Annotated in this window: 21 protein-coding genes; 8 read left to right on the forward strand and 13 right to left on the reverse strand. The window is 71.7% G+C overall.

Annotation, left to right across the window (positions count from 1 at the left end):
* Positions 1 to 24: 24 nt before the first annotated feature.
* The 6 genes from FHU33_RS17530 to FHU33_RS25500 are packed head-to-tail and all read right to left on the reverse strand — an operon-like array spanning position 25 to position 6,279.
* Positions 25 to 1,527, reverse strand: coding sequence for an ATP-binding protein (locus tag FHU33_RS17530; protein ID WP_142026481.1), 1,503 nt, complete (start codon positions 1,525 to 1,527; stop codon positions 25 to 27).
* Positions 1,524 to 3,038: an SCO6880 family protein gene (locus FHU33_RS17535; RefSeq protein WP_142026482.1), complete on the reverse strand. Its 1,515-nt coding sequence runs from the start codon at positions 3,036 to 3,038 to the stop codon at positions 1,524 to 1,526. The genes FHU33_RS17530 and FHU33_RS17535 overlap by 4 nt, the downstream gene beginning before the upstream one ends.
* Entirely contained in the window at positions 3,035 to 4,636 is a 1,602-nt protein-coding gene (locus FHU33_RS17540) for a hypothetical protein (protein ID WP_246063773.1), read from the reverse strand. The genes FHU33_RS17535 and FHU33_RS17540 overlap by 4 nt, the downstream gene beginning before the upstream one ends.
* Positions 4,629 to 5,459 carry a hypothetical protein gene (locus tag FHU33_RS17545; protein ID WP_142026483.1) on the reverse strand — a complete coding sequence of 277 codons (831 nt, stop codon included), beginning with the start codon at positions 5,457 to 5,459 and terminating at the stop codon, positions 4,629 to 4,631. Before FHU33_RS17545 ends, FHU33_RS17540 begins: the two co-directional genes overlap by 8 nt.
* Entirely contained in the window at positions 5,459 to 5,803 is a 345-nt protein-coding gene (locus FHU33_RS17550) for a hypothetical protein (RefSeq protein ID WP_246063775.1), read from the reverse strand. Before FHU33_RS17550 ends, FHU33_RS17545 begins: the two co-directional genes overlap by 1 nt.
* Before the next feature lie 44 nt (positions 5,804 to 5,847).
* Positions 5,848 to 6,279 carry a hypothetical protein gene (locus tag FHU33_RS25500; RefSeq protein WP_211355171.1) on the reverse strand — a complete coding sequence of 144 codons (432 nt, stop codon included), beginning with the start codon at positions 6,277 to 6,279 and terminating at the stop codon, positions 5,848 to 5,850.
* Between the two features lie 940 nt (positions 6,280 to 7,219).
* On the opposite strand from FHU33_RS25500, the gene FHU33_RS17560 reads away from it, so the two are divergent.
* The 5 genes from FHU33_RS17560 to FHU33_RS17580 all read left to right on the forward strand — a co-directional run bounded on the left by FHU33_RS17560 (position 7,220) and on the right by FHU33_RS17580 (position 14,127).
* Positions 7,220 to 7,792 carry a type IV toxin-antitoxin system AbiEi family antitoxin domain-containing protein gene (locus FHU33_RS17560; RefSeq protein WP_142026484.1) on the forward strand — a complete coding sequence of 191 codons (573 nt, stop codon included), beginning with the start codon at positions 7,220 to 7,222 and terminating at the stop codon, positions 7,790 to 7,792.
* On the forward strand, positions 7,789 to 8,715 hold the full coding sequence (locus tag FHU33_RS17565) for a nucleotidyl transferase AbiEii/AbiGii toxin family protein (protein ID WP_211355172.1): 927 nt from the start codon (positions 7,789 to 7,791) through the stop codon (positions 8,713 to 8,715). Before FHU33_RS17560 ends, FHU33_RS17565 begins: the two co-directional genes overlap by 4 nt.
* A 449-nt stretch (positions 8,716 to 9,164) precedes the next feature.
* Positions 9,165 to 10,469, forward strand: a complete 1,305-nt coding sequence (locus tag FHU33_RS17570; protein WP_142026485.1) for an anti-phage 6A-MBL system MBL-fold protein — start codon at positions 9,165 to 9,167, stop codon at positions 10,467 to 10,469.
* Positions 10,469 to 13,051: a ThiF family adenylyltransferase gene (locus tag FHU33_RS17575; RefSeq protein ID WP_142026486.1), complete on the forward strand. Its 2,583-nt coding sequence runs from the start codon at positions 10,469 to 10,471 to the stop codon at positions 13,049 to 13,051. The genes FHU33_RS17570 and FHU33_RS17575 overlap by 1 nt, the downstream gene beginning before the upstream one ends.
* Positions 13,048 to 14,127, forward strand: a complete 1,080-nt coding sequence (locus FHU33_RS17580) for a patatin-like phospholipase family protein (protein ID WP_142026487.1) — start codon at positions 13,048 to 13,050, stop codon at positions 14,125 to 14,127. Before FHU33_RS17575 ends, FHU33_RS17580 begins: the two co-directional genes overlap by 4 nt.
* A gap of 48 nt (positions 14,128 to 14,175) precedes the next feature.
* Here the strand turns inward: FHU33_RS17580 and FHU33_RS17585 are convergent, their stop codons facing one another.
* The 3 genes from FHU33_RS17585 to FHU33_RS17595 all read right to left on the reverse strand — a co-directional run bounded on the left by FHU33_RS17585 (position 14,176) and on the right by FHU33_RS17595 (position 16,442).
* A complete protein-coding gene (locus FHU33_RS17585; protein ID WP_211355173.1) occupies positions 14,176 to 15,189 on the reverse strand; it encodes an exonuclease domain-containing protein in 1,014 nt (337 codons plus the stop codon).
* Complete coding sequence (locus tag FHU33_RS17590) at positions 15,186 to 15,758, reverse strand: hypothetical protein (RefSeq protein ID WP_142026488.1); 573 nt, start codon at positions 15,756 to 15,758, stop codon at positions 15,186 to 15,188. The genes FHU33_RS17585 and FHU33_RS17590 overlap by 4 nt, the downstream gene beginning before the upstream one ends.
* A 306-nt stretch (positions 15,759 to 16,064) precedes the next feature.
* A complete protein-coding gene (locus FHU33_RS17595) occupies positions 16,065 to 16,442 on the reverse strand; it encodes an ArsR/SmtB family transcription factor (RefSeq protein WP_142026489.1) in 378 nt (125 codons plus the stop codon).
* Between the two features lie 192 nt (positions 16,443 to 16,634).
* Between FHU33_RS17595 and FHU33_RS17600 the strand changes: the two genes are divergently transcribed.
* Positions 16,635 to 16,970, forward strand: coding sequence for a four-helix bundle copper-binding protein (locus tag FHU33_RS17600; RefSeq protein ID WP_246063776.1), 336 nt, complete (start codon positions 16,635 to 16,637; stop codon positions 16,968 to 16,970).
* 135 nt (positions 16,971 to 17,105) lie between these two features.
* Here the strand turns inward: FHU33_RS17600 and FHU33_RS25950 are convergent, their stop codons facing one another.
* Together FHU33_RS25950 and FHU33_RS17610 are read right to left on the reverse strand one after the other, a co-directional pair.
* Entirely contained in the window at positions 17,106 to 17,492 is a 387-nt protein-coding gene (locus tag FHU33_RS25950) for a WD40/YVTN/BNR-like repeat-containing protein (RefSeq protein WP_246063779.1), read from the reverse strand.
* Positions 17,493 to 18,009: 517 nt separating this feature from the next.
* Positions 18,010 to 18,489, reverse strand: a complete 480-nt coding sequence (locus FHU33_RS17610) for a DUF305 domain-containing protein (RefSeq protein ID WP_246063780.1) — start codon at positions 18,487 to 18,489, stop codon at positions 18,010 to 18,012.
* Positions 18,490 to 19,452: 963 nt separating this feature from the next.
* Between FHU33_RS17610 and FHU33_RS17615 the strand changes: the two genes are divergently transcribed.
* A complete protein-coding gene (locus tag FHU33_RS17615; protein WP_246063782.1) occupies positions 19,453 to 20,055 on the forward strand; it encodes a DUF305 domain-containing protein in 603 nt (200 codons plus the stop codon).
* 93 nt (positions 20,056 to 20,148) lie between these two features.
* Here the strand turns inward: FHU33_RS17615 and FHU33_RS17620 are convergent, their stop codons facing one another.
* Both FHU33_RS17620 and merA read right to left on the reverse strand, forming a co-directional pair.
* A complete protein-coding gene (locus tag FHU33_RS17620) occupies positions 20,149 to 21,378 on the reverse strand; it encodes an MFS transporter (RefSeq protein ID WP_246063784.1) in 1,230 nt (409 codons plus the stop codon).
* Between the two features lie 178 nt (positions 21,379 to 21,556).
* Positions 21,557 to 22,924, reverse strand: coding sequence for a mercury(II) reductase (gene merA, locus FHU33_RS17625; RefSeq protein WP_142026491.1), 1,368 nt, complete (start codon positions 22,922 to 22,924; stop codon positions 21,557 to 21,559).
* 86 nt (positions 22,925 to 23,010) lie between these two features.
* Here merA and FHU33_RS17630 point away from each other — a divergent pair, with 86 nt between their 5' ends.
* Positions 23,011 to 23,436, forward strand: coding sequence for a heavy metal-responsive transcriptional regulator (locus tag FHU33_RS17630; protein ID WP_142026492.1), 426 nt, complete (start codon positions 23,011 to 23,013; stop codon positions 23,434 to 23,436).
* The last annotated feature ends 107 nt before the right edge of the window (positions 23,437 to 23,543 follow it).

Consider the following 23,543-nt stretch of genomic DNA (forward strand, 5'->3'; position numbering starts at 1 on the left):
GCAACACCTCCGCCCGCCATGCCGTCACCCCGCCTTGAGGGCGTCGTTGGTGTAGGTCAACCGCAGTTCGGGTTCGGTGAGCACGGTCTGCACCTGGAACGCCCGGTCGCCGACCAGCCACAGCGCCCGCCCCTTGCCGGCGTTCGCCCAGCCGGTGACCACCTGCTGCGCAAGAGGAGTCAGACCGAGCAGGGTGCCGAGTTCGTCGGCGACGGCCTGGTCCTGGCCGTGCAGGATCTTGCAGTCGCACAGGTGCAGCAGGTCGCGGGCGATGGCGACCGCCTGGGAGGTGGTGTCGCCGGCGGTGAGCATGTCCGAGGGCTTGTGGGCGAGCAGGATCTGCACGTCGGCGTCGCGGCGGGACAGCCGCAGGTTCGCGTCCAGGCTCTTCATCGCCTCGGGGCCCAGGCGCATCTGCCGCCAGGTCTCGTCGCGGATGACGATGCGCAGGTCGCCGGGGTCGGCGATCTCCCGCATGGCCTGCCCCCAGGAGTTCAGGCAGGTCAGCGCGATACCGACGGCCTGGTCGCCGAGCGGCTCGAGGCGGGACAGCGACAGGGACTGGATCGGTGCCCGCCAATCGACGGCGATGGTGGTGTGGTCGTCGAACAGCCCGGCGAGGGAGCCCTTGACCAGGGAACCGAGCGCGTCGCGCAGAGTGCGGGTCGCGTCCAGGAAGTGCCGGCGATCGGCGTAGCGACAGATCGCGACCAGTTGGCCGGTCGGCTGGTCAAGGGCGGCCCACAGTTGCGGGATGGTCACCTCGGTCAGTCGGGTGGCGCCGCTGCGGTAGCCGGTGAGGATCCGCAACGCCTCCCCCACCGCGGTCTCCTCCACCGGGCCGAAGGGCACGTGCTGGGAGCCGACCAGCCCGCGGATCAGCACGATCCAGCGGGCGAACATGATCGCCTCGCGGCGCTGGGCCTCGGCGGCGGCCAGGCTCGCCCAGTTGTGTCCGAGCGGGCCGAACGCCAGCGGATTGACCCGAGCGGGCAGGCCGTGCCCGACGACGAACGGCTCGACCTCGAGGGCTCGGCAGAGCGGCTCGTACTCGTCCTTGGTGTCGCCCAGGATCAGCGCGCGGTAGCCGTAGCCCAGCATGCGCAGCGCGAAGGCCTTGACCGTTGCCGACTTGCCGCGCCCCGGTTTGCCGAAGACGACGACGTTGGGGTTGGTCACGGGGATGTCGTCGTCAGTGACCCAGCCGATCGGGTCGCAGTAGAACGCCCCGCCCGAGAGCAGGTCGATGCCGATCTGGGCCCCGGTGGGCGGCAGCCCGCTGGCGGCGATCAGCGGCCACACCACCGGCGTCTGCTCCGACGTCATCCGCCACACCGACACCGGGGCCAGCGCGGCCGCGCGGCCAGGGCCGGTCGGGCCGCGGCGGGACACCAGCCGGCTGAACGGATCCGGTTCCGGCCGGGTGGCCGGTGTCGCGGCAAGGGTGGGTAGGTCGTGGCCGAAGTCGCCGAGCAGCGCCGGGATGTCACGGCCGCGGCGCGCCGGACGGCGCCCGAACCCGGTCATCGTCGTCCCCGCCGGGGTGGCAGGCCGATCCCGAGCGGAATGGCGGCGGCGGCGAACCCCGAATCCTGGGCCAGGTCCAGGCGCAGCGGCACATAACCGGCGGCCCGGATGGAGGCCGCGAGCCGGCGGCCGTGCTCGGCCACCGGCCAGCTGCAGGGGACGGTGACGCAGGCGGCGACTGCCGGGCGGACCAGCGCCCGCCCGGCGGCCAGCTTCTCGTCCGCTGCGCCGATGCGTTCGGTGTCCCGCCGTGCCCGGGCACGCTGCCGGAACCCCATCCGGGCCTTCAGTTCGTTGCCGGTGGTGGCGCTCATCTCCTCCCGGCCGACCAGCCGGGTGGCCTTGGCGAGGGGCAGCGGGCACATGAAGACGGTGACGCTGCGCCGCTCCCCCGCCGTGGTCGGCACCAGCACCGGCGCCAGGGCCCCGAGCACGGCGCCCTGGTCGGGCAGCAGGATCGTGTCGGTGACCGACGTCCACGCGTCGTGGACGTAGTGCCGCACCTCCGCCCGGGCCTGCGTGGGCCCGGCGGCGGCCATCGGCACCCCGGTGGCGATGCGTTCATCATCGGCGGCGGCCAGGTCGGCGGCGCTGAGCTGCCCGCGGTCCCCGGGGGCGAATCCCGTGCGTACCGCGACGGCCAACCCGGCTGAGTCCAGCCAGGCGACGCGCGTGCAACCGACCGGACCGCGCAGCGCGCCTTCCACCTCCGCCATTACCCCGTGCAGGACGAGGGCGCGGCCGTCCACGCCCCCGCCGCATTCCTTCGCTGCCCGCGCGATCCTGGTCTCGTCGACCACCACGGTGAGGAAGGCCTCGGTGCGGACCGCGGCCGGCGTGAGGACGTGTCCCAGCAGCACATTGACCTGTCCGGGCAGCGCCGGGGCGCCGGCCCGGACATGGGCGCGCTCCCAGGCGGTGCGCTCCGCGCCGTCGTCGGGCACGGTGCGGACCTGCAGCGCGAGGACGTCGACCAGCTCGGTGCGGGCGGCGATCTCGCACAGCTCGGCCAGCCCGGCGCCCATCCGGTCCCGCTCGTGCGCCTCGGCCAGCCCGATTCCCGGATGCTGGATGCGGGCCACCGCAGCCCAGGTTCGGGCGGCCTGGTCCTGCACGATCACCGGCCGGACCAGCAATTGCCCGTAGGGCGGCCCGTCATGGGTGCGGATTCCGGCCAGCACCCCGGGCAGGTCGGCCCGGGACAGGTCCTCGGCCACCCCTGATGCGGCGGCCGAGCGGAACGTGGTCCAGCCCATCAGTGCTCCGATCGCGTGCAGGCAGAGGTCGGTGAGCCATCGGGCAGCGGGGCGGCCGCCGACCGGCACCAGGAGCAGCGCCGCGACCAGCGCCCATACCGGCAACCACCCGAACAGCAGCCACCACGCCTGTGCGTGGAACGCCACCAGCGCGGGCAGCCCAGCAGCGGTGACCAGCGCCAGCTGTGCCCCGGACATCCCCAGAAACCAGCCTGCGGCGTCACGGGAGTAGTCGCCGTAGCGGACCCCACTCATCGCGCACCACCCGACGCGGACGGGTCGGCCGGCCGCGGGGTGGACGACGCACGGTCCGGCGGCGGTCCGCTCGGACGCGGCGGTGGCGGCGGCGGAGACGGCGGCGGAGGCGGCGGAGGCGGCGGAGACGGAGGCGGCGGAGGCTGCGGAGACTGAGGCGGCGGAGGGGCTGGTCGGCTCTCCTCTCCGGTCGGCGGCGAAGGCGCTTGCGAACGCTCGCGGCCGCCGGGGACCGCTCCCCGGCTGGGGGCGGGCTGTCCGTAGTAGGGGGCCTGGTGCCCGACCCCGGCACCGGACAGCAGATCCGAGCCCGCCGACGCGGCGCCGGCGGCGAGCTGACCCACCTGGGCCGAGCCGGTCGCCAGCGCACGCACGGCACCGGCGAAGCGGCCGCCGGTCACCCCCTCTGCCGTCGACTCCCCCTGTGCCCGTCCGCCGGTCACGCGCGCCGCCGCTCCGGACCCGGCGACGCCACCGGACACGGCATCGGTTCGTGCCCGCCCTCCTTGCAGCACGCCCAGGACGCCGCCGGAGGCAGCCAGCGACTGCCGCATCGCCGTCCCGCTGGAGGTGCCGGGGTCGACGAAGGCCAGCAACCGGAACAGGATCAGCGGGCAGACGGCGCCGATGAGAATGAGCAGGCAGCCGATCACTGCCATTCCGATCGCGGCCTCGGAGCTCGTGTTCCCGTTCCCCGAGACGACGCCCTCGGTGATGGCCACACCGACGCCCAGGATGAGCACCGCCAGCGGAGAGATCAGCAGCGCGGCGATGAACCAGCGCAGGCTCTTCCAGAACCAGGCGCTGGAGGTCTCGGCCAGCAGCCCACCCGCGGAGATGGCCGAGGTGGCCGCGAGCAGCATCAGCGCCGCTTCGCGGATCAGCATCAGCAGCAGGTAGCCGGCAGCGGCGGGGAACAGCAGGAAGACCGATGACATCCCGAGGACGGTGGCCACGGTGCCGTTGACGAGGTCGCGCTCCACACTCAGCGAGAAGTCGAAGGCGGCCAAGCTGTCGATGTCCAGCAGGCCCCGGAGCAGGCCGGTAGTCAGACCGCCGACGCCGGTGACCAGCAGTGCGGCGACGCCGACGTAGCCGGCCCACACCAGCCCGAACTGAACCAGCCCGATCAGCACCCGCCCGAGGGTCTGCCCGTCGCGGCGGACCGCGGCGGCCCCGAGCTGCACCAGTGCCATCAGCGCGGCCACGGCGGCACCGATCCCGAAGGTCACCGGATACACCTCGGCCAGCGGGCCGTCCGCGGACAGGTCCGGGGTGGTAAGGGCGTCGCTCACCGAGAACGCCAGCCCGAGCACCCACAACCCCGCCTCCCACAGCGAGGTCATCGCGCTGATCCACACGTCGGTGACGACCGCGCCGGCCAGTTCCCCGATGGCACAGAAGGGGTTGGTCGGCAGACACGGCAGTTCGTCCCCGGCCGCCGGGGTGCCGGTCGCTGGGAACGCCCACACCGCCGGCTCCGCCGACGCCGGCCCCGCCGACAGCACCCCAGCCAGCAGGAAGAGCGTCAGCCCGCCGCCCACGACGAGGGTCGCGCTTCCCGCCCGCGTCATCCGGCCGCTGGTGGTCTCATCCATAGCGCAGGTCCCGGTAGCCGACCTCGATCGCCAGGTCGGTGCCCGGCCACACCGACGGCGCCGGTGCCGGCTCCGGGCCGGGGCCGATCAGCCACCGGTCGCCGGCCCACGTCATCCGCTGGCAATCGGCGATCGCGATCCGGGACGTCGCCTCCACGGTGACGGTGAACTCGAAGTCCACGCACACCACCGCAAAGTCCGGGCCGACGGCGCCCTTGATCAGCCCCATGGCCGGGCGCACCACGATGGCCAGCTGCGGGGAGCCGGCGCCGGACAGTCCGGCCGCCGACAGCAGGCCGGCCATGCCGTGCACCCCGCTCCACGTCTCACCGGTAGGCCCACCCGGAGCAGCCCACGCCTCGATGACCCGGCGAACCCCCTCCAGGGAGCCGGACTGCATCGCCGTCACGTCGATCGACGCCAGCTGCGCGAGCGCCCCCTCCGGCGTCCGTGGAAACCCGGTGGGGACGCCCGCCGGGCCGACTCCGGTGGCCCGCGGCAGCTCGATCACCCCCGGGTCGCGGGCCGATACGGGGCCGGGCAGTGCGGCGTCCGCACCGGCGGTCGGCATCGGCTCATCGGCCAGCGCGTCCCGCTGGGCGTCCCGGTCCGACGGCCCTCGGTCGGCTGTCGGCTGTCGGGCCGGCCCGCTGTCGGCAGGGGACGGATCCGGAGAAGTCAGCGCATACGCCACAGCCAGGGCAAGGCCGGTCAACAGACCGAGGGCGGCCACCACTGCCGCGGCAAGCACCGCCAGCAACTTGCCCTGCCCCCACGCCGGCGGCGGTACCGGCGCTGTCACGGTCGTGCGTCGGGTGGCCATCACGTACACCCACTGCCGGTGATCGAGTCCAGGATCACCAAGATCACGGTGTAGGTGATCGCCACCATGATCACCACGGCGACGCCCATCGCCCCGTACCGGGAGGCGTGCGGGTGGGAGAAGATCCGGCCGACCAGAATCGAGCCCAGCGACACCACCGCGCCCAGCACGAGCAACACCAGCACGCCCCACTTCGCCCATGCAGTCACATCGTCGGCGAAGGCCTGCGTGCCGGGCGGCGCCTCGGGGCACACCGCGGCGTCCAGCTCCCGCGCCGCGGACACCGGATCGGCCAGCACGACCCGGACCACGAACATCGCCGCGACCCCCAGGACGACGGTCACGATCGCGCAACGGCGGCGAGGCACCGGTCCTCGCCGGTCCTCGGTCAACGCGCCACCCCCGGGACATCAGCGCATTCCCGGAGCGGCGTGACCGGCGGGTCGGGCACCGCAGACGGATCCAGGGCGAGCAGGCTCGCGAGCGCCCTGCCGGCCGCGGCCACGGGCCTGGGCAGCGGGTCGGGAGTGAGGCCGGCGATCGCCAACCGGCGGTCGACGGGCACCGGCACGACTCGGCCGGCCGCCCGGGCCGCCCGCAGTGCCGGCCCACAGCTGGCGGCCACCATCCCCGGCCAGCGGCCCGAGCCGACGCAGGCCACCACCGCCGGGACCTCGAGCACGCCCAGGACATGCTCGGTCTGGCGGACGGCGGGGACGGTCACCCGACAGACCACGACAAGCCGGGCGCCACCCTGCAGCGCCCTTGTCCACCCCGACCCGGACAGCATCTCCGCGACCGGCCACCCGACGTCGATCACCAGCAACCCGTCACCTTCGGATGGGTCCGTGCCGGCCGAAGGTGGAGCCGAAAGCTCGTCGACGGACCGGCGATCCGTGGCCCGCCGAGCGAGGTCGATTCGGTTGCGGCGGCCTCGGTGCCAGCCGGACTCGTCGACGCCCAGCTCACTGCTGCTCGCGGCAGCGAGGCCGGATCGGTGAGGGTCGGCGTACTCCACCAGCTGCACCGGTCGATACGCGGACAGACCCTCGGCCACCGCCAGCGCTACGGTCGAGGCGCCGGCGCCGGCGTGGGCGGGCAGCACCACCACCGCGGCTCTGTCAAGGTCACCGATCGAAGGCGGGGGAACGGTGGGGCGGGTCGCCGCGACCTGAGCCACGACGTCTGTCGCTGCCGGAGCGCCGTCGAATGCACCGGCGCGGACCGCGATCACCGCGGACCGCATCGCCTCCACCGACATCGGCCGCACCGGCCCACGCGACAGAACCCCACCCGACGGCAACGGCGTGCACGGCGTCGATCCACCGGTCATCGCACGCCGCCTCGCCGGTCAGTGCGGAAGTCTCCCCCTGGAAGTTCCATGCCGCCGACGGTGCGACCGCGACCTCCAGATCTTCTTCAGTTCCGTCAGTCGGGGGGCGCGTCTCGGCGGCGACAGAACCGAACCGGAGGCGACAACGCGCAGGTCACGGGTACCGGAGGATGGTGAGGCACGGAGTCCCCACGACAGCTGAAGCCGACTCACGGGCGGACGTGGTCTGCCCTTCCGACCGGTCGATGGTGGACTACTGGAGAATCGTTCTCCTGCCAGTGCGGCAAACCGCCGCCGCAAGCCCGGCGCGCTCGGCTGCTGGACAGGGTGGGAGCCTCCCGCGTGCCGACCCCGCACCCCTCCGATCCGACGGAACTTTCCTTTACAGTTAGACCCTGTCTGTATGGATTAGTTCCGAGGAGGTCCGATGGCCCGCGGCGACCTCCCAGCGACGTTCACCTACTCGCAGGCACGCGCGGCCGGCCTCACCAAGCACCAGCTGTACCGGCTGCGAGACCGCGGCGAGATCGAAGCGATCGGTCACGGCCTGTACCGCCTAACAAGCGCACCCCTGGCCGACCTCGACCTGCTCACGATCGCCGAACGAGCCCCCCAAGCCACCCTCTGCCTGACGTCGGCGCTAGCCGAGCACCGGCTGACCGACACCATCCCGGCCGAACACGACGTCGCGCTGCCGCGCGGCACGTGGCACCCGCACGTCGACGTCCCGGTCCGGTGGCACAGCTTTTCGACAGAGACCTTTCACATCGGCCGTGACCGACTGGCACTCGACGACGACACGCAGATCGGCCTCTACAACGCTCCGCGCACCATCGTCGACGCCTTCCGGCTCCGCGGGGCGCTCGGCCCGGACCTGGCCTACGAGGCGCTGCGCCGCTGGCTGCGTCGCGGCGGACAGCCGGTCGAACTGCTCCGCGTGGCGAAGTCCTTTCCCCGAGCGACCCCGTCGCTGCGGCAGGCCCTGGAGGTTCTGCTGTGACCGCGCCACGCCGCACCTCCGCCACCCGCGCCACCCCCGACGGCCGCGCCTACCTGGACCTGCGGTCGGAAGCCAGGAAGGCCGGCCGGGCCACCGCCGAGTACCTGCGCCTGTACGCGCTCGAAGGGTTCCTCGCCCGGCTCGCCACCTCCCCACATGTCCACGCCCTCGTCCTCAAGGGAGGTGTGCTGCTGGCCGCCTACGACCTGCGCCGACCGACCGCCGACATCGACTTCGCCGCGCTCGCCCAGTCCCGGGAGATCGAGCACATCCGCCAACTGGTCATCGACGTGGCCCAGACCGTCCTGCCCACCGACCAGGACGACGGACTCCAGTTCGACACCTCCAACGTCCACGCCGAGTCCATCCGAGACGAGGACGAGTACAGCGGGGTCCGCGTCACCCTGCGCGCCCAGCTCGCGACCGCCAACGAGACCTTCCACGTCGATGTCAACGTCGGCGACCCGATCTGGCCGCAACCGGAGACGGTGCACGTCCCGCGCCTGCTGGGCGGCCAGATCGACCTGCTCGGTTACCCGATCCCCATGGTGCTCGCCGAGAAGGTCGTCACCGCCGCCCAGCGCGGCACCGCGAACACCCGCTGGCGGGACTTCGGCGACATCTACCTGCTGACCGGCGCACACGGCTTCACCGCGCAGGCCGCACGACAGGCCATCCTCTCGGTGGCCCACCACCGCGGCACTGAGCTGCCGCCCCTGCGCGAGATCCTCGACGGGTACGCCGAACTCGCCCAGACCCGCTACCGCCGGTGGCGGGACCGCCAACACCTGCAGGACCGGCTGCCCGACCAATTCGCCGATCTGCTCGAGACCACCTTCCAGTTCGCCGATCCGCTGCTCGACGCATCCACCGTGCCGAACACCGCCACCTGGGTTCCGGCCACTCGCACCTGGACCCCGTGAGCAAGAACGGCACGAGCGACGCCTGCCGACCGCGCGCCCCGTCCCCTCACCGCCGGGCCCCGGCCGGACCACCACTACCGAGGCGCCGCGACGTCGCGGAACGCCGATTCCCCCGGAGGCGACCCGGCCGGGGGTCCAGACAGAGGAGGACCCACAACCTGCGTGTGCCACATGCGGCACTGACATGTGGGCCCAGACATGGTGAGCCGATCACCTGCGAGCCGTCGGCGCCATCAAGGTCGACTGCCCGGACTGCCCACCCAACCATGTTCGGGTGCTGCCGGCGCTCACTCCGTCGATGTCCCCACCTCCTCGCAGCGCCCGCCATGATCATCACCGATCGCGGCTAGATGTCGTACCTCGTGTCTACGGTGGCCCGGACGTCACTTTCCGATCCGCCCGGCCCCCTCTGGAGGCCCGCGCGGTCACCCGATCCACGGGAGAGCTCGATGGCAGAGATGTTGACCCAGCGCGGTGTCGTGTTCTGGCCGGTCGGCAGCGGCGACAGCATCACGATCGTGGTGGACGACCAGACCGTCGTGCAGGTCGACCTGCGCGACATGGCCAAGGCCGACCAGGACGACACACCTGAGATCGCGGTCGTGGACCGGCTCGTCGAGGCGCTGCCGCAGCGAGACGGGCGCCCGTATCTCGCGGTGTTCGTCCTGACCCACGCCGACAAGGACCACTGCTGCGGCTTCGAGGACCTGCTGTCGAGAGTCACGATCGGGGAGCTGTGGGCGACGCCGCGATTGTGGCGCGAGCTCGAGGACGATCCCTCTGCGGAGATCTGCGAGTCGGCCCAGGCGTTCCACGATGAGGCCGAGCGCCGGGTGGCCGCGACCCGGGCCGCGGTCAAGAAGGGCGAAGAACCCGAGAGCGGCGACCGGGTACGGATCGTCGGCCACGACAGGGACGGGGACTTCCACGGCTACGCCGACCTGCCGGACGAGTACCGGTCCGGTCCCGGCCAGGTGGTGACCATCCTGGACGGCGTCGACTGCACCGGCCGGTTCGAGGCGTTCTTGCACGCACCGTTCAAGGACGACCGCGCGAAGGCCCGCAACGACACCTCCGTCGCCATGCAGGTCACTCTGATCGACGGCGACGGGGTCGGGCAGTTCCTGCTGTTCGGCGACCTGGCCTACGAGACGATCGTGAAGATCTTCGACTACAGCGAGGCTGCCGGTCGGGCGGAGCGGCTCGCATGGGACGTCCTGCTCGCACCGCACCACTGCAGCAAGTCCGTCATGTACGTCGACGGCGACCTGAAGGTCGACGTCCTGGAGGCGATCGAGAAGAACGCCAAGACGTGGTCGACCATCGTCAGCAGCAGCAATCCGGTGCCGGTGACGGACACCGACGGCGCGAATCCGCCACATCGGGCCGCCGCAGATCGCTACGAGGAGATCACGGACGACTTCATCTGCACGATGGAGCACGGATCGACGGCAGCGCCGGTGCCGATCGTCTTCGAGGTCGACCCCACGGGGGCGCGCCTGCTGGACCCGGCAGTCGTCGAGGAATCCGCCCGCAGTGTGGTGAAGGCATTCGGGCCCTCGCCGAACCGCCTCGGGAAGGTCGCGGCGGCTGCGGCCCTTGCCGCGGCCGCCGCGTACGGTGCCGAGCGCTGGCGCGGGCGGGAGCGCGCTGCACCGTCGGCGCAGCCCGGAATCGCACGGGTTCGGGAGCGGGTTCAGGAGCAGCGCGGCGGCCAGACCGCACCGTCCGGAGTCGTCGGCTTCGGCCGCTGATGACCGACCCCGCCGCGTGGAGCGATGGGCAGCGCCTGGCCCTCGAGCAACTCCAGGCCCTCGCCGCCGGCCACGGCGGACCAGAGGTGCTTCGTGTCACCTACGGCCGCGCTTCCCGGCAGCTGGAGATCTTGCTGTCCATTCCGCTGGACGGTCGGGAGCCAGGCCCGGGCATCCACCTGCGCCAGCGGGAGACGTTCCTCCTCATCGTCCGGGATGACTTTCCGTTCGCGCCACCGATCGTGCAGGTCCGGCACCGCCGGTGGGCGGGCACGCCGCACGTCCAGTGGGGCTATCAGCTGTGCCTGTACGCCGCGCCGTCCACCGAGTGGGCACCCAGCGACGGCATGCGTGGTCTCGTCGACCGGTTGCTGCTGTGGCTCGAGCGCGCCGCCGCCGCCACCCTCGACGCGGACGGCGTCCCGCTGCACCCGCCCGTTGCCTACACCTCCGGCGCCTCGGGCAGCCTGGTGGTGCGGGCCGATCTCGGCGACCGGGTGCCGTGGCGCTGCCCCTCCACGGACGGGCCGGCGCTGCTGGTCGCCCTGTGCACCCAGGACAGCCGGAACGGCGAGCGGCTCGACGTCATCAACTGGATGGATGCCTCCGAGTACCGGAAGCGCGTCTCCGCCGGCGGCCCCCCGAAGGGACCGAACGGCAGGCACCTGGTCGCCGCGGCGGCCGTGGTCCTGACCGGCGACATCGGTTTCGAGTACCCCCACCATGGGGGCGACCTGCTGAGCGGACTTGAGCAGCAGGGCCTCCCTCGAGAGGAACTGCTCGCTCTGATGGCGGGCGTGGCCTACGGCAACGTCCTGGTGGCGAAGCAGCGGGGTGTTCCGACCCCGCCCGAGGGCGAGGAGTGGCCCTACGGGCCCGGGGCCGTGCCGCAGATGGTGATCGTCGGTACACCGTCGCGCGAGGTCGTACCGGGCGAACGGGTCGCTCACCTGGTCGCCTGGCGCATCGACTCGCTCACCGGAAAGCTCACCGGTCGGCTCGGCAAGCTGATGACGACGTCGCGGAAGCGCCACGACAACCGCGACCGGCTCAACCAGCTGGGTCTGGACTGGCTCGATACAGACCCGGTGCGCTGGGCCCGCGTGTTCGAGGACCGACGGGAGACGACGCGGCGCCGGGACGCGGAGAGCTCTGCCACCTGGCTGGGAGGCCAGCGTGTTCTCGTCCTCGGGTGCGGCGCGCTGGGCGCGCCCGTCGCCGAGGCGGTGGTGCGTGCCGGCGGGAGCGACGTGACCGTCATCGACAACGGAGTTATCACCCCCGGCATCCTCGTCCGACAGCCATACATGGACCGGGACATCGGCCGTCCCAAGGCCCTCGTGCTCGCCGAACGCCTGCGCCTCATCTACCCCGGCTGCTACCCCGGCTACCGGGTCACCGGGGGCAGCCAGAACGCCGTCGGCTACGTGTCGCGGCTACCAGCCGAAGGTGACGACCGCTTCGACCTGATCATCGACGCCACCGCCGATGCCGCTGTCCGTTCCGCCCTGGAACGGCGTCGAGCGACGACATCGGGCACGTGGCCAGCGCTGCTGACGGTCCTGGTCGGGCACCGCGCGCGCCGCGGAGTTATCGCCGTCTCCCGCGCCGGCGCCTCCGGCGGCGGGGATGACGTGCTGCGCCGGCTGGGCATCGCCGCACGTAGCACCCACGCGACCCAGCTCGCCGACGTGGCCACCGACCTCTACCCGTCGAGCCCACGGACCGACGTCTTCCTCCCCGAGCCCGGCTGCTCAGCGCCGACCTTCACCGGTTCCCACGTCGAGTCCACCGCGCTCGCCGCTGCCCTGCTCAGCGCGGGGCTGGATGCCCTGGCCGGCCGGCTCCCGGGGGCACCATGCCTCCCGATGGCCGCCGCGGCCATCCGGCTCGAGCCCACGGACGACGACGCGCACGGCGCGACGGGGACCACGTGGGTCGGCTGGCCCGAGGACTGCGTCCAGTCCACGGTCGACGGGGCCTTCCAGGTCCGGGTCAGCCAGACCGCGCTTGGCACCATCCGCGCAGAGGTCCGCCGTGGTGCGCGCCTCCGCGGGCCGGACATCGAAACGGGCGGGATGCTCCTCGGTCAGATCGACGAGGCGGCCGGGGTCGTGTACATCGACGACGCCACACCACCCACCCCCGACAGCCTGTGCAGCGCGGTGCACTTCCGGCACGGCATCGAGGGCTCCCAGGATCTGGTCGAGCACTACGCACGGACAACGGGCACGATCACCTCGTTCGTGGGCATGTGGCACACCCACCCTGACGGGCCGGCCGTGCCGAGCCGAACGGACGAGACGGGCATGGCGAACCTCGTCACCTCCGCGTTGGGCGGCCCACCTCGCTGCCTCATGCTGATCGTGGGCGGCTATGACCCGGCCTGGACCGGCTGGCGGGACGGCGCCGATCGGACACCGCCGCCGCAGCTGTATCTGCGCGTCGTTCACCGTGCGGACTCCAGCGGACCTCCGCCGCAGCAACCGGCCCTACCGCCGGGCAAGTACTTCCGGGTGCGGGAGTCCATCGAGCCGCACGAAGTGCCGTGGTGGCGACGGTGGCTCGGTGGGAGCCGATGACCACCGATCGGGTCGGCCTCGCCCTGTCCGGCGGCGGGTTCCGCGCTACCGCGTTCGGCCTCGGCTGCCTGCGCGCCCTGCACGACACCGGCGTCCTGTCCAAGGTGACGGTGGTCAGCGGTATCAGCGGTGGAAGCCTGCTCGCGGCGCTGTGGGCCTACGGGCCGTCAAGCTTCCAGGAGTTCGATGGTCAGGTCGTCGAACTCCTCGAGCGCGGGCTTCAGTTGGAGCTCTCCACGAGGACCCTGTCCCCGGTGCGCGTTGCGCGCAGGGGTGTCGATCTCATCGCGGCCGCCCGTCCCGACGGCCGCGGGCGGCCCAGCCGGAACCGCACCGACGTGCTCGCCGCCCTCCTGGCCGACCGCGCCTTCGGCGACAAGTACCTACCCGATGTCACGTACGCCGGGCTCTCGACGGTCCTTTCCGCCACGGACCTCATCACCTCCCGCGCGGTCCGGTTCGGCAGCGACCTCAGCTCCCTCTCCACGTACGGTCGCATCGTCGAGCCCATCCGCGTCGCGGAGGCCGTCGCCGCCAGCGCCGCATTTCCACTCGCGTTCCCAGCCGTGCAGAGGACGTACACGTTCGAGCGCGGAGGTCAGACTCAGCAGCAACGGCTCGCACTGACCGACGGCGGCGTGTACGACAACCTGGGATTGCCGGTGCTCGAGCCCGGCCGGGATCCGCGCTTCAGCGATCACGTGTACCCGCTCGACTACATCGTCGCCTGTGACGCCGGCCGCCAGGAGCGGGGGGCATCCAGGGCCAGGGTGCTGCCGTTCCGCCTGATGCGCAGCTTCGACATCACCTACCGCAAGACCCAGGACGGCACCCGGGCACGGCTGCACGCCGCTCGGAGCACCGGACAGATTCGGGGCTTCGTTCACGCCTACCTGGGCATGCGGGACCGCCGGCTGCCCATGCCGGCCCCCGGTCTGGTGCCGATGGAGCAGGTGAACCAGTACGGGACGAACTTCAAGAAGATGAGCCGCGGGAACCTCGACGCCATCACCAGCCGCGGGGAGCAGCTGACCCGACTCCTTCTGCAGCACTACTGCCCGGCCCTTCTCGGCTGATCGCGCTGCAGCGCTGCGGGGAAAGACCACCTGCCGCGACGTTATGGCTCAGGCGGGCACCACGTCCCGGACGCCGGAGGTGCGGGTCTCGGCGAGTAGGTCGATGAGGTCGCCCTCGGTAAGGACCTCGATCCGGTGGCCCTTCTCCCGCCAGTGCACCGCCTTCGCCGCCTTGCCGGTCCAGAAGTCTGCCGGGTCATGACCGGCGAACCCGTCGCCGACCACCAGCATCGTCGTCCGCTTGTTGACGCCCTTCTCCACGACGGCGCCGCAGCGGGCGACAGTGTCCCAGGCATCCTGGCGGCGAATGCTCAGCGCGCCGGTGAAGACCATGACCTGCCCGTACAGCGGGTGCTCCGGGTCGGCGTCGGCCGCGACGTCGGGCAGCTCTGGTCCCGTGTAGGACGACGTGCTCCGGCAGCCCTGCCATGCGGCGGCCTCCAGGCGCCCGGTGAGCACCTGCAGGCCGGTAAGGAGACCGCCGAGGCTGTCGGCACCCCGGCGCCGGGCGACCTCCAGGACGACATGGGCGCAGGCCAGCGCGTCCGAGCCGGCCTCATGGTGGGCGGCGAGGGCCACGCCGCACTCGGCGGCGACCATCGGCAGGCGATAGGAGATCAGATCCAGCGCCCGCCGGGCCATGATCAGCGAGCATGCGTAATCGGTGGTCGGCCACTCCCGGTCGACGGCAACGCAGGCCTCACGCAGCGCCCCAATGTCGAAGGCGGCGTTGTGCGCAACGAAGGGCAGCCCACCGGTGACTTCGAGCAGCTGGTCCAGCCGCACGGCGAAGGACGGCTGGTCGGCCACCATGTCCGGGGTGATGCCGTGCAGGGCGACGTTGATGCCATCGAAGTGATCCAGGCTCGCCGGCGGCCGGGTCAGCCACGAGTGGGTGGATACAACGGCGCCGTCGCGGACGACGGCCGCGCCGATCGCGCAGATGGAGCCGCGGCGGGCGTTCGCGGTCTCGACGTCGATCGCGACGAAGTTCAACCCGTCGGCTCCCGGACCGGTGCGGTCATCCAGCGCCGGCCGGGGCGCCGGCAGCAGCCCGGTCACGCCGCGACGCCCGGTTGCGCGTCCCGGATGACGGCCGGCAGCGCCCGCTCGGCTGGGCCACCGAGCGGACGCATGTAAGAACGCTTCAGCCGCTCGTCCTCGACGGCGTCCCAGGCCAGGCACAGGTCGTTGAGCCACCGGGCGATACCCAGGACACGCGCCGTCCGAGGATCACCCGCGGTGGCCTCCGCGGCCTCGATGTCCAACGGCTCGGGCAGCGTCGGCCACCGCGGCGGGGTCAGGTTCTTCTTGCTGGTGGCCGCCTCCTCGTAGGCGGTCTGCAGCTCGTTCCGGACGGCGACCACCGAGGTGACGGTCGCCTCGAGGTCGAGCACCCGTTCGGTGGCCCGTTCATGCTCCCTCAGTGCCTGCTCCCCGCCGACGGTGGACAGGGTCACACGGGTAGCGGTCAGCGCCTGCAGCGTCTCGGCGCGTTCGGCGCCGTCGACGACCCACGCGCCACACAGCCGGGATATGCCGGCGATCCGTGGGCCCAGGTCGACCCACCACACGACCGGAACGCCATCCATAGCGTCGACGACCGCCAGCACAGAACTGCCTTCGTTCATGTCCCCTCCCCCACGCACGGTGACGCACCGTATCGCAACGGTGACGAAGGAGCGGGACGAGCGGCCGCGGTGAATGCAGCCGGGGAAGGTGCCGTTGCGTGCTGTCCGGGGGATAGCGCGTAGACGGCCCCAGACTGTCGGTGGACTCGACCTGACGTTGATCACCAGCACCGGTGGCCGATGCCCTTGCCGCAGACCATCGTCGACGCCTTCCGGCTCCGCGGAGCGCTCGGCACCGAACCTCGCCTGCGCCGCTGGCTGCGCCGCGGCGACCTGGGCAACCGCGCCAGCCTCACACACCGACTGTCAGTCGTCGTTCGGCGCCGCTTCCGAGAGAACGACCAACTGCCGGAGGCAGTGCTCCCGCAGTGGCTCGGGGAAACCCTCGGCCAGGCGGTAGAACACGACGCGCCCCTGCTTCCGGTTGGACACCAGTCCCGCCGTGCGCAACAACCGGAGCGCGTACCCCACGGCGTCCTCGTTGGCCTCCAGAGCCAGGGCGAGGTCGCCGACGCAGAGCTCCTCGACCAGGTCGAGCGCGAACAGGACTCGGGCCCGGGTGGGATCGGCCATCAGGCTCAGCACGCTGGTCAGCTGGGCGGCCTCCTCCCGACTGGGCAGCCGGGCTCGGGCGTGCGCGACACGCTCGGGATCAACTGGATGCGCGTGGTCAGGTTCAGACATCGAGAAACACCTCCGGACCACTCATACCCGTACGGGTCTGCGGGTACCGCCGGATTCGTCGGCGCCAGATCCGGGCGGCACCCGAGCCGTCCGGCGCCGAGAATCCGAGGAGACAACCATGACCGTGGCAGCCCAGATGCTCGACACCTACCCCAAGGACCTCGGCGGAGTCGACAAGCAGAAGCTCCTCGAGTGCATCGAGGGGCCTGCTTCGAGTGCGCCCAGGCCTGCACCGCCTGCGCCGACGCCTGCCTCAGCGAGGACACGGTCGCCGAGCTGACCAAGTGCATCCGCAGCAACACCGACTGCGCCGACATCTGCGACGCCACCGGCCGGGTGCTGTCCCGGCACACCGGCTACGACGCCAACCTCACCCGGGCGGTGCTCGAAGCCTGCGCCGCCGCCTGCAAGGCGTGCGGTGACGAGTGCGAGAGCCACGCCTCCATGCACGAGCACTGCCGCGTCTGCGCCGAGGCCTGCCGGCGCTGCGAGCGGGCCTGCCGGGACCTCATCAGCTCGCTGGGCTGACCGAGGCCCACGCGGACGCCGCCGCCGGGGGCGCCACGGTCCACCGCGGCCTGGCACCCCCGCTTCGGCGTCACCGCTCCAGCAGGACCTCGAAGGTGACGCCGCCGTCGAACGACTCGACGAGGGCCTCGGTGGTCACGACGACGAGCCGCATCGCATCGCCTTCCGCTGACGCCGCCACAGCTGCGGAGCCGCGTCCAGCCGCCCCGCCTCCTGCCAGCTCTCACCCCGGTCGGCACTGGACCACACCACCCCGGAAGGGGTGACTCCGACGGCGCTGTCGCCGTCGGCCCAGTCAACCACCTGGAGGACGGGCGCCCCATCCACCGACGACCACGAGGACCCCGCGTCGACGGAACGCAGGAGCCCCTGCTGAGTGGTCGCCAGCACGTGCATGCCGTCCGGTGACGCCGCCAGCGAGTGCGGCTCGACCGGGATGTCCAGCTGTTCCCACTCTCGGCCGTCGGCGCTTCGCATCAGCGCCCCGTCGACGCCGAGCACACCGGCGTCGCTGGCGGTCAAGCCGTGGAAGTCCGACTGCCCCTGTCGAAGTCCGACTGCCCCTGTCGGGACAGCGGCGTCCAGGTGCGGCCGCCGTCGGTGGACTCGATGAGGCCGACAGGCTGCGGCAGGTCGGCGCGCCACGCTGAAGCCCATGAGGTCGATCACCGGGCCGACGGGGGTGACCCGGCCGCCGTCACCGACCTCGAGAAGACCCTCATGAGTCGCCACCAGCACGGCTCCGTCTCCGGGATCGATACCGACTCCATGGACGTGAGCCGACGGTAAGGACCCCGCGGGAATCGCTCCGGTCGCGGCAGAGGGGCTCGACTCCGGCGAGGAGCACGCGGCCATCGCCGCTACGAGTGCGGTCGACACCGAGCTGGCGATCATCGGCGTACGGAGGGGACGGCGCGGACGAGGCGGAGTGGGGCGGTGCACGGCAAACTCCAGGGATCTGTCTGAGGGCCGGGGGTGAACCCGGGAACCAGCGACGGAGACGGGGGCGGCGGACTGGCCGCCGCCCCGCGCCACCGGCTCAGCCGCCGAGCTCGTTCAGCAGCTGCTGCATCTCGTCGATCTCGTCGTTCTGGGTCTCGACGATGCGCCGCGCCAGGTCGATCGCTTCCTCGTTCGCGCCATCGTCGATCTCGATCTGCGCCATGACCACCGCGCCATCGTGGTGCTCGATCATCGACTGCAGCCACATGACGTCGAAGTCGGGACCAGCGGCCGGCATGTCCCCCATCCCTTCCGAGCCATGGTCCATGCCGCCGTCGGATCCATGATCCATACCGCCCATGCCACCGGACTCCACCGGCTCTCCCCACTCCTCCAGCCAGCCGGTCATCAGATCGATCTCCGGGCCCTGACCGGCCTGGATGCGCTCGGCCAGGTCGAGCACGCGAGGATCGCTGGCGCGCTGCAAAGCCATCTCAGCCATCACCAGGGCACCTTCGTGATGCGGGATCATCCCCTGCGCGAAGACGACGTCGGCGTCGTTGAACTCTTCGGACACGGTCGCCGAGCTGTCGGCGGAAGGGTTACTGTCGGCCGCGGTGCCGTCGACGGCACCGGAGCAGCCGCCGAGAAGGACTGCGCCGGCGAGCAGGCCACCGGCGATGCGGACGAGTCGAGCTGTTCTGCGGGTCATTGCGAGTCTCCTGTCAACGGATCTGGGCGTGCCTGATCGACCCCCGTCCAGCAGGGGCTGGCGAGATCGGGGCGGCGTTCGGCCTAGATCCGCAGGAGGCAGAGAGCGGAGAGATCCGGCGCAGGGGGCAGCCGGTAGCGCTGCCGGAGCCCACGCAGCGAGGGGGGCGGGCCTCGTACGACAAGGGCAGCTCGCCCACGGAACAGCAACGCGACGCTCACCAGCGCCAGCGCCGCGAACACCACAGCCAGGCAGATGGTCCAGAGCTCCGGTCCATACGCTGGGATGCCGACAGGAGCGGGATGGAGTGGCGCGGTCGCGTCCGCGCCGAGGGCGGCGACGTGGTGGGTCCCGTCAGGGGATGCGGTGGAGCCGCCGTCGAGCACGGTGAGAGGAACGGCTGGTGCCACGGTGACGTGGGCAGAGCCGACAGATCCGCTCATGCACTGCACCCCGTGCATGGCCAGGACCGCGGCTACGACGAGCAGCGCCCCGATCCGCCGGCCTCGCATGACACCCCCCGCTCCACACCGCCGACCCGACCGAGCCTGCAGGCTCGGCGGCGGGCACGACGCTACCTGCTCCGATTGTCCGGACGAGAGTTCCGAGCTGCTCGCGTTTGTCCGGACGACCGTACGGGCATCCGGACGTCGTTCCACGGACAGACCACCGTCTGCCACGCACAGTCCCGAACTCCCGCGCAGGCTCCCACCACGGCAGCCATGCGTCTGCGGCATGACGGATGCGGCGGGCGGGTCTCGTGGCGAAGAAGCGTACGACGTGAGGCGCCCTTGCACCCCCGACGACAGCAGAACGGAGATGGGATCCATGGCGACGAAGAAGAGCGACGAGGCGAACGAAGAGCAGGATCACGGCGGCAAGATGTCGCACGAGACCAAGATGTACCTGCGTTTCGCGGGCATGATCCTGACGGCCATCGTCCTCATGTACTGGGTCATGTTCGTCAGCTCGTGGGAGTGGAGCCACATCCGCTTCAGCCAGAGCCGCGTGTTCATGGCGATCACCATGGGCGGGGTGATGGGGCTGGTGATGCTCGGCTGGATGCTGAACATGTACAAGAACATGAAAGCCAACATCGCCATCGTCGCAGCGAGCTTCCTGCTCCTGGGGTTCGGCGTGTTTCTCGACCGCACGCAGACGACCGTGCAGGACACCGCCTGGATGCGCGCGATGATCCCCCACCACTCGATGGCCATCACCCGTTCCGAGCGGTCCGAACTCTCGGACGTGCGCGTGTGCCAGTTGGCCGTGGAGATCAGCGAGGCCCAAATGCGGGAGATCGATGAGATGGACTGGCTGATCGAGGACATCGCGGAGAACGGGATCGCCGACACGGCGCAGGAAGCCCAGGACCGACCAGTCCCCGAGTTCGAGGCCTCCGCGCTGCGGGACTGCCCGCCGTCGGACTGACCACGGCATGGCCGGCGCACCCGGGCCGGTGGGTGAGAACCCTGCCAGGGGTCACCGCCGGAGCAGAAACTAGCCGACGGTGCCGGCCGCTGCTCAGTCCGGACTCGAGGGGCTGTCTCGTGCGGGTGTGCGGCTGGCGGCGAAGCCGACGGCGGCGGCGAGAAGCAGCAGGATGCCGCCGAGGTAGTAGACGGCGCGGATGCCCACGGTGTCGGCGAGCAACCCGCCAACCCCGAGGCTGGCCAGGCGCCCGGTCTGCCACAGCAGGTCCATCAGTGCGAAGACCCGCCCGCGGGTGCGGTCGGTGACGTGCGACTGCAGCAGGCTGTTGAAGGTGACAGCGCCGGTGGAAGTTCCGATGCCGTACACGGCCAGGGTGGCGGCGGCGACCGGCAGCGAGCGGACCGACGCCAGCACTAGGTCGACCAGGCCGCGCAGCACGTAGGGGCCGAACACGTGCAGCGGACGGCGCGGATCGGGAATCAGCCGCAGCATCAGGGTGGGGCCCAGCGCGGCGCCCACGCCGATCGCGCCGACCAGGATCCCGTAGGCGTTCGCCGGCGCGCCCAGGTGCTCGGCGGCCAGCACCACCAGCAGCGCGCTGGTCGCCCCGGCCGACAGCGCGGCCAGCAGCTGCCCGATGGCCAGCGCGCGCAGCAGCCGGTCCCGGCCGACCAGCGCCACACCCTCGCGGGCCTCGGCCAGCAGCCTGCGGCGGCCGACGTCACGCGGCGGCGCGACCAGCCGCAGGCCGCGTAGCGCCAGCGCCGAGACGAGGAAGCTCGCGGCGTTGAGGCCGAACGCCCAGCCGGGGCCGACGAGGGCGACCAGCCCTCCGGCCAGCGGCGCAAGAACGATCTGTGACAACACCGCCGCGGTCCAGACGGCGCTGTTGGCCGCGACGATCTCCCGGTCGGCCACGACCGAGGGCAGCACGCTGTTGGCGGCCGGGTTGAAGAACGCCGCGCCGGCCGACAGGCCGAACGCGACCGCGTAGACGACCAGCGGGTCGTCGTGCCAGACCACCAGAACGCCGGCCAGGGCGGCGCGGAGTACGTCGGCGGCGACCATCACCTGGACGCGCGGCAGTCGGTCGACGACGACGCCGGCGATCGGCGCGATGAGCAGCACCGGGACGATCTCGGCGACGACGACGCCGGCCACGCCCAGCCCCGAGCCGGTCAGCCGGTAGATCAGGATGGCCAATGCCACGAAGCTGAAGATGTCGCCCCACTGGCTGACGGTTCGCGCCGTCCACAGCCGCCGGAAGTCCGGCTGGGCCAGCACGGAGCGCATCCCCGGCCGCCGCTGATCCTCCGCCACGCCCCTCCTCACCGGCGTTCCGCTGCCCGACCATCCGCGGCTAAGCCTCGCTCAGCCCTCGCCGGGTTGGCCGTCCTGGCGAACGTCTGCCCCTCCCCGTACTGCCTGTCCAGGCACTCCGACACTGGCACCCCAGCAGACGAAAGCGTCCCGCAGTGCCCAAGCACGATGCCTCCGCTCATGCGCAGCAGCTGGTCGGCATGTCCGTGCGGAACAGTCCGGCGGCAATCCGCAGCGCCTCGCTCATCGTGAGGTACGGCGCCCACGTGTCGGCCAGGTCGTCGACGGTCAGCCCGAACTTGATCGCGTAGGTGGCGGCAAGCATCACGTCACCGGCGCCGTCGAGCACGGCGTGCACGCCCAGCACCTGTCCGGTGTCGGCGTCGATGACCAGCTTGAGGGCGCCGCGGGTGTCCCGGTTGGCCAGCGCCCGCGGGATGTCCTGCGCGCCGAGCACCCGGCAGTCGCAAGCGTGACCGCGCGCCAGCGCCTGCTCCTCGGTGAGGCCGGCGCCGCCCAGCTGCGGCGTCGTGAACGTCACCCCGGGCAGTCCGCGGTAGTCCACGGTTGTCGGCGCACCGAGCGCTCCTGCGGCAGCGGCGTGCCCGGTCTGCGCGGCGACGTAGACGTACTGCGGCGCGCCGGACACGTCGCCGGCAGCGAAGATCCGCGGATTCGTGGTGCGCTGATGGGTGTCGACCACGACGAAGCCCCGCTCATCGGTCGTCACCCCCGCCGCCTCCAGACCCAGGTCGCCGGTGTCGGCGTACCGACCGGTGGCCACCAGAAGTCGCTGCCCTGTCGCCTCCCGTCCGCCGCTTGTCGTGACCACGACGCCGTCGGCGCTGCCGGCCACGGCCACCCCGCGCTCCTCGACCACGGTGATGCCGTCGTCGGCGAACACCTCACGCAAGACCGCGGCGATTTCGGGCTCCGTGTACGGCGCGAACCGGCCTACGACGGCGACCTGCACACCCAGGTGCGCGAAGAGTTGCGCCTGCTCCAGCCCGACGTAGCCGCCGCCCAGCACGACCAGCGACTCCGGCAGCCGGGTCAGCTCCATCGCCGTGGTGGAGGTCAGGTGGTCGACGCCGGCCAGGCCAGGCAGGTCGGGGATGTGCGAGGCCGCGCCGGTGGCCACCACGTACGCAGGCGCGCCCAGTGGCTGCCCGTCGACCTCGAGGGTCTGCTCGTCGACGAACCGGGCGTGCCCGTACCGGACGGGGAAACCGTGCGCCTCGGCGACGTCGGCGTACTTGAGCTGCCGCAGCCGGTCGATGAGCTCCTGCTTCTGCTCGGTCAGTGCGGCCATGTCCACGTCGCCGGCGCCGGTCGGTACGGCCGGGAACGGGTTGGCCTGTGCACGGTGCCGCCGGCCGGCTGCGGCGAGCAGGTTCTTGCTCGGTACGCAGCCGATGTTCAGGCAGGTCCCGCCCAGCGGTCCGTGCTCGACCAGCACGGCGGACTTGCCGCGCGAGCGCGCCTCGATGCCGGCGGCCATCGCCGCCCCGCCGGTTCCGATGACGACCAGATCGACTGCGTCCACGTGCCGCTCCTCCGCTTGGCTCGATGACCTGGTAGCCGACGGTAAGGCTTCCACTGCGCTGGAAGGTCAAGTCGTAGGGTGCGCCGGTGCGTATCGGCCAGCTCGCCGCCCGAACCGGGCTGACGACCAAGACGATCCGGTTCTACGAATCCGTCGGCGTACTTCCCGCACCGGCTCGGTGTTCCTCCGGCTACCGGGACTATGACGAGGGCGCCGTCGACCGGTTGGCATTCGTCAAAGCGGCCCAAGCCGCCGGGCTCAGCCTGGCCGAGATCCGCGAGATCATCACGGTCCGGGCGAGCAGCGGAGCTCCGTGCCAGCACGTCCTCGCCCTGCTGGACAGCCACGCCGCCGACCTCGACCGGCGCATCGCCGAGTTGACCGGGTTACGTGCGGAGGTCGAACGGCTCCGCTCCCGGGCGAGCACCTTGGACCCGGCCACGTGCGACCCCGCTGTCGTCTGCCAGGTGATACCGGCCGACGTCGTTGCGCGGCCCGTGCCCACCACCTGACGCCGGGTCACGCGTGCTGGCGCTCACCGCCGTCATCTGGCACAAGACCACATCGGCGCACCACCTCCACGATCACCGACGCCTACGACCACTGACCCTTGGACCTG

The organism is Blastococcus colisei, from assembly GCF_006717095.1.
Lineage (GTDB): Bacteria > Actinomycetota > Actinomycetes > Mycobacteriales > Geodermatophilaceae > Blastococcus_B > Blastococcus_B colisei.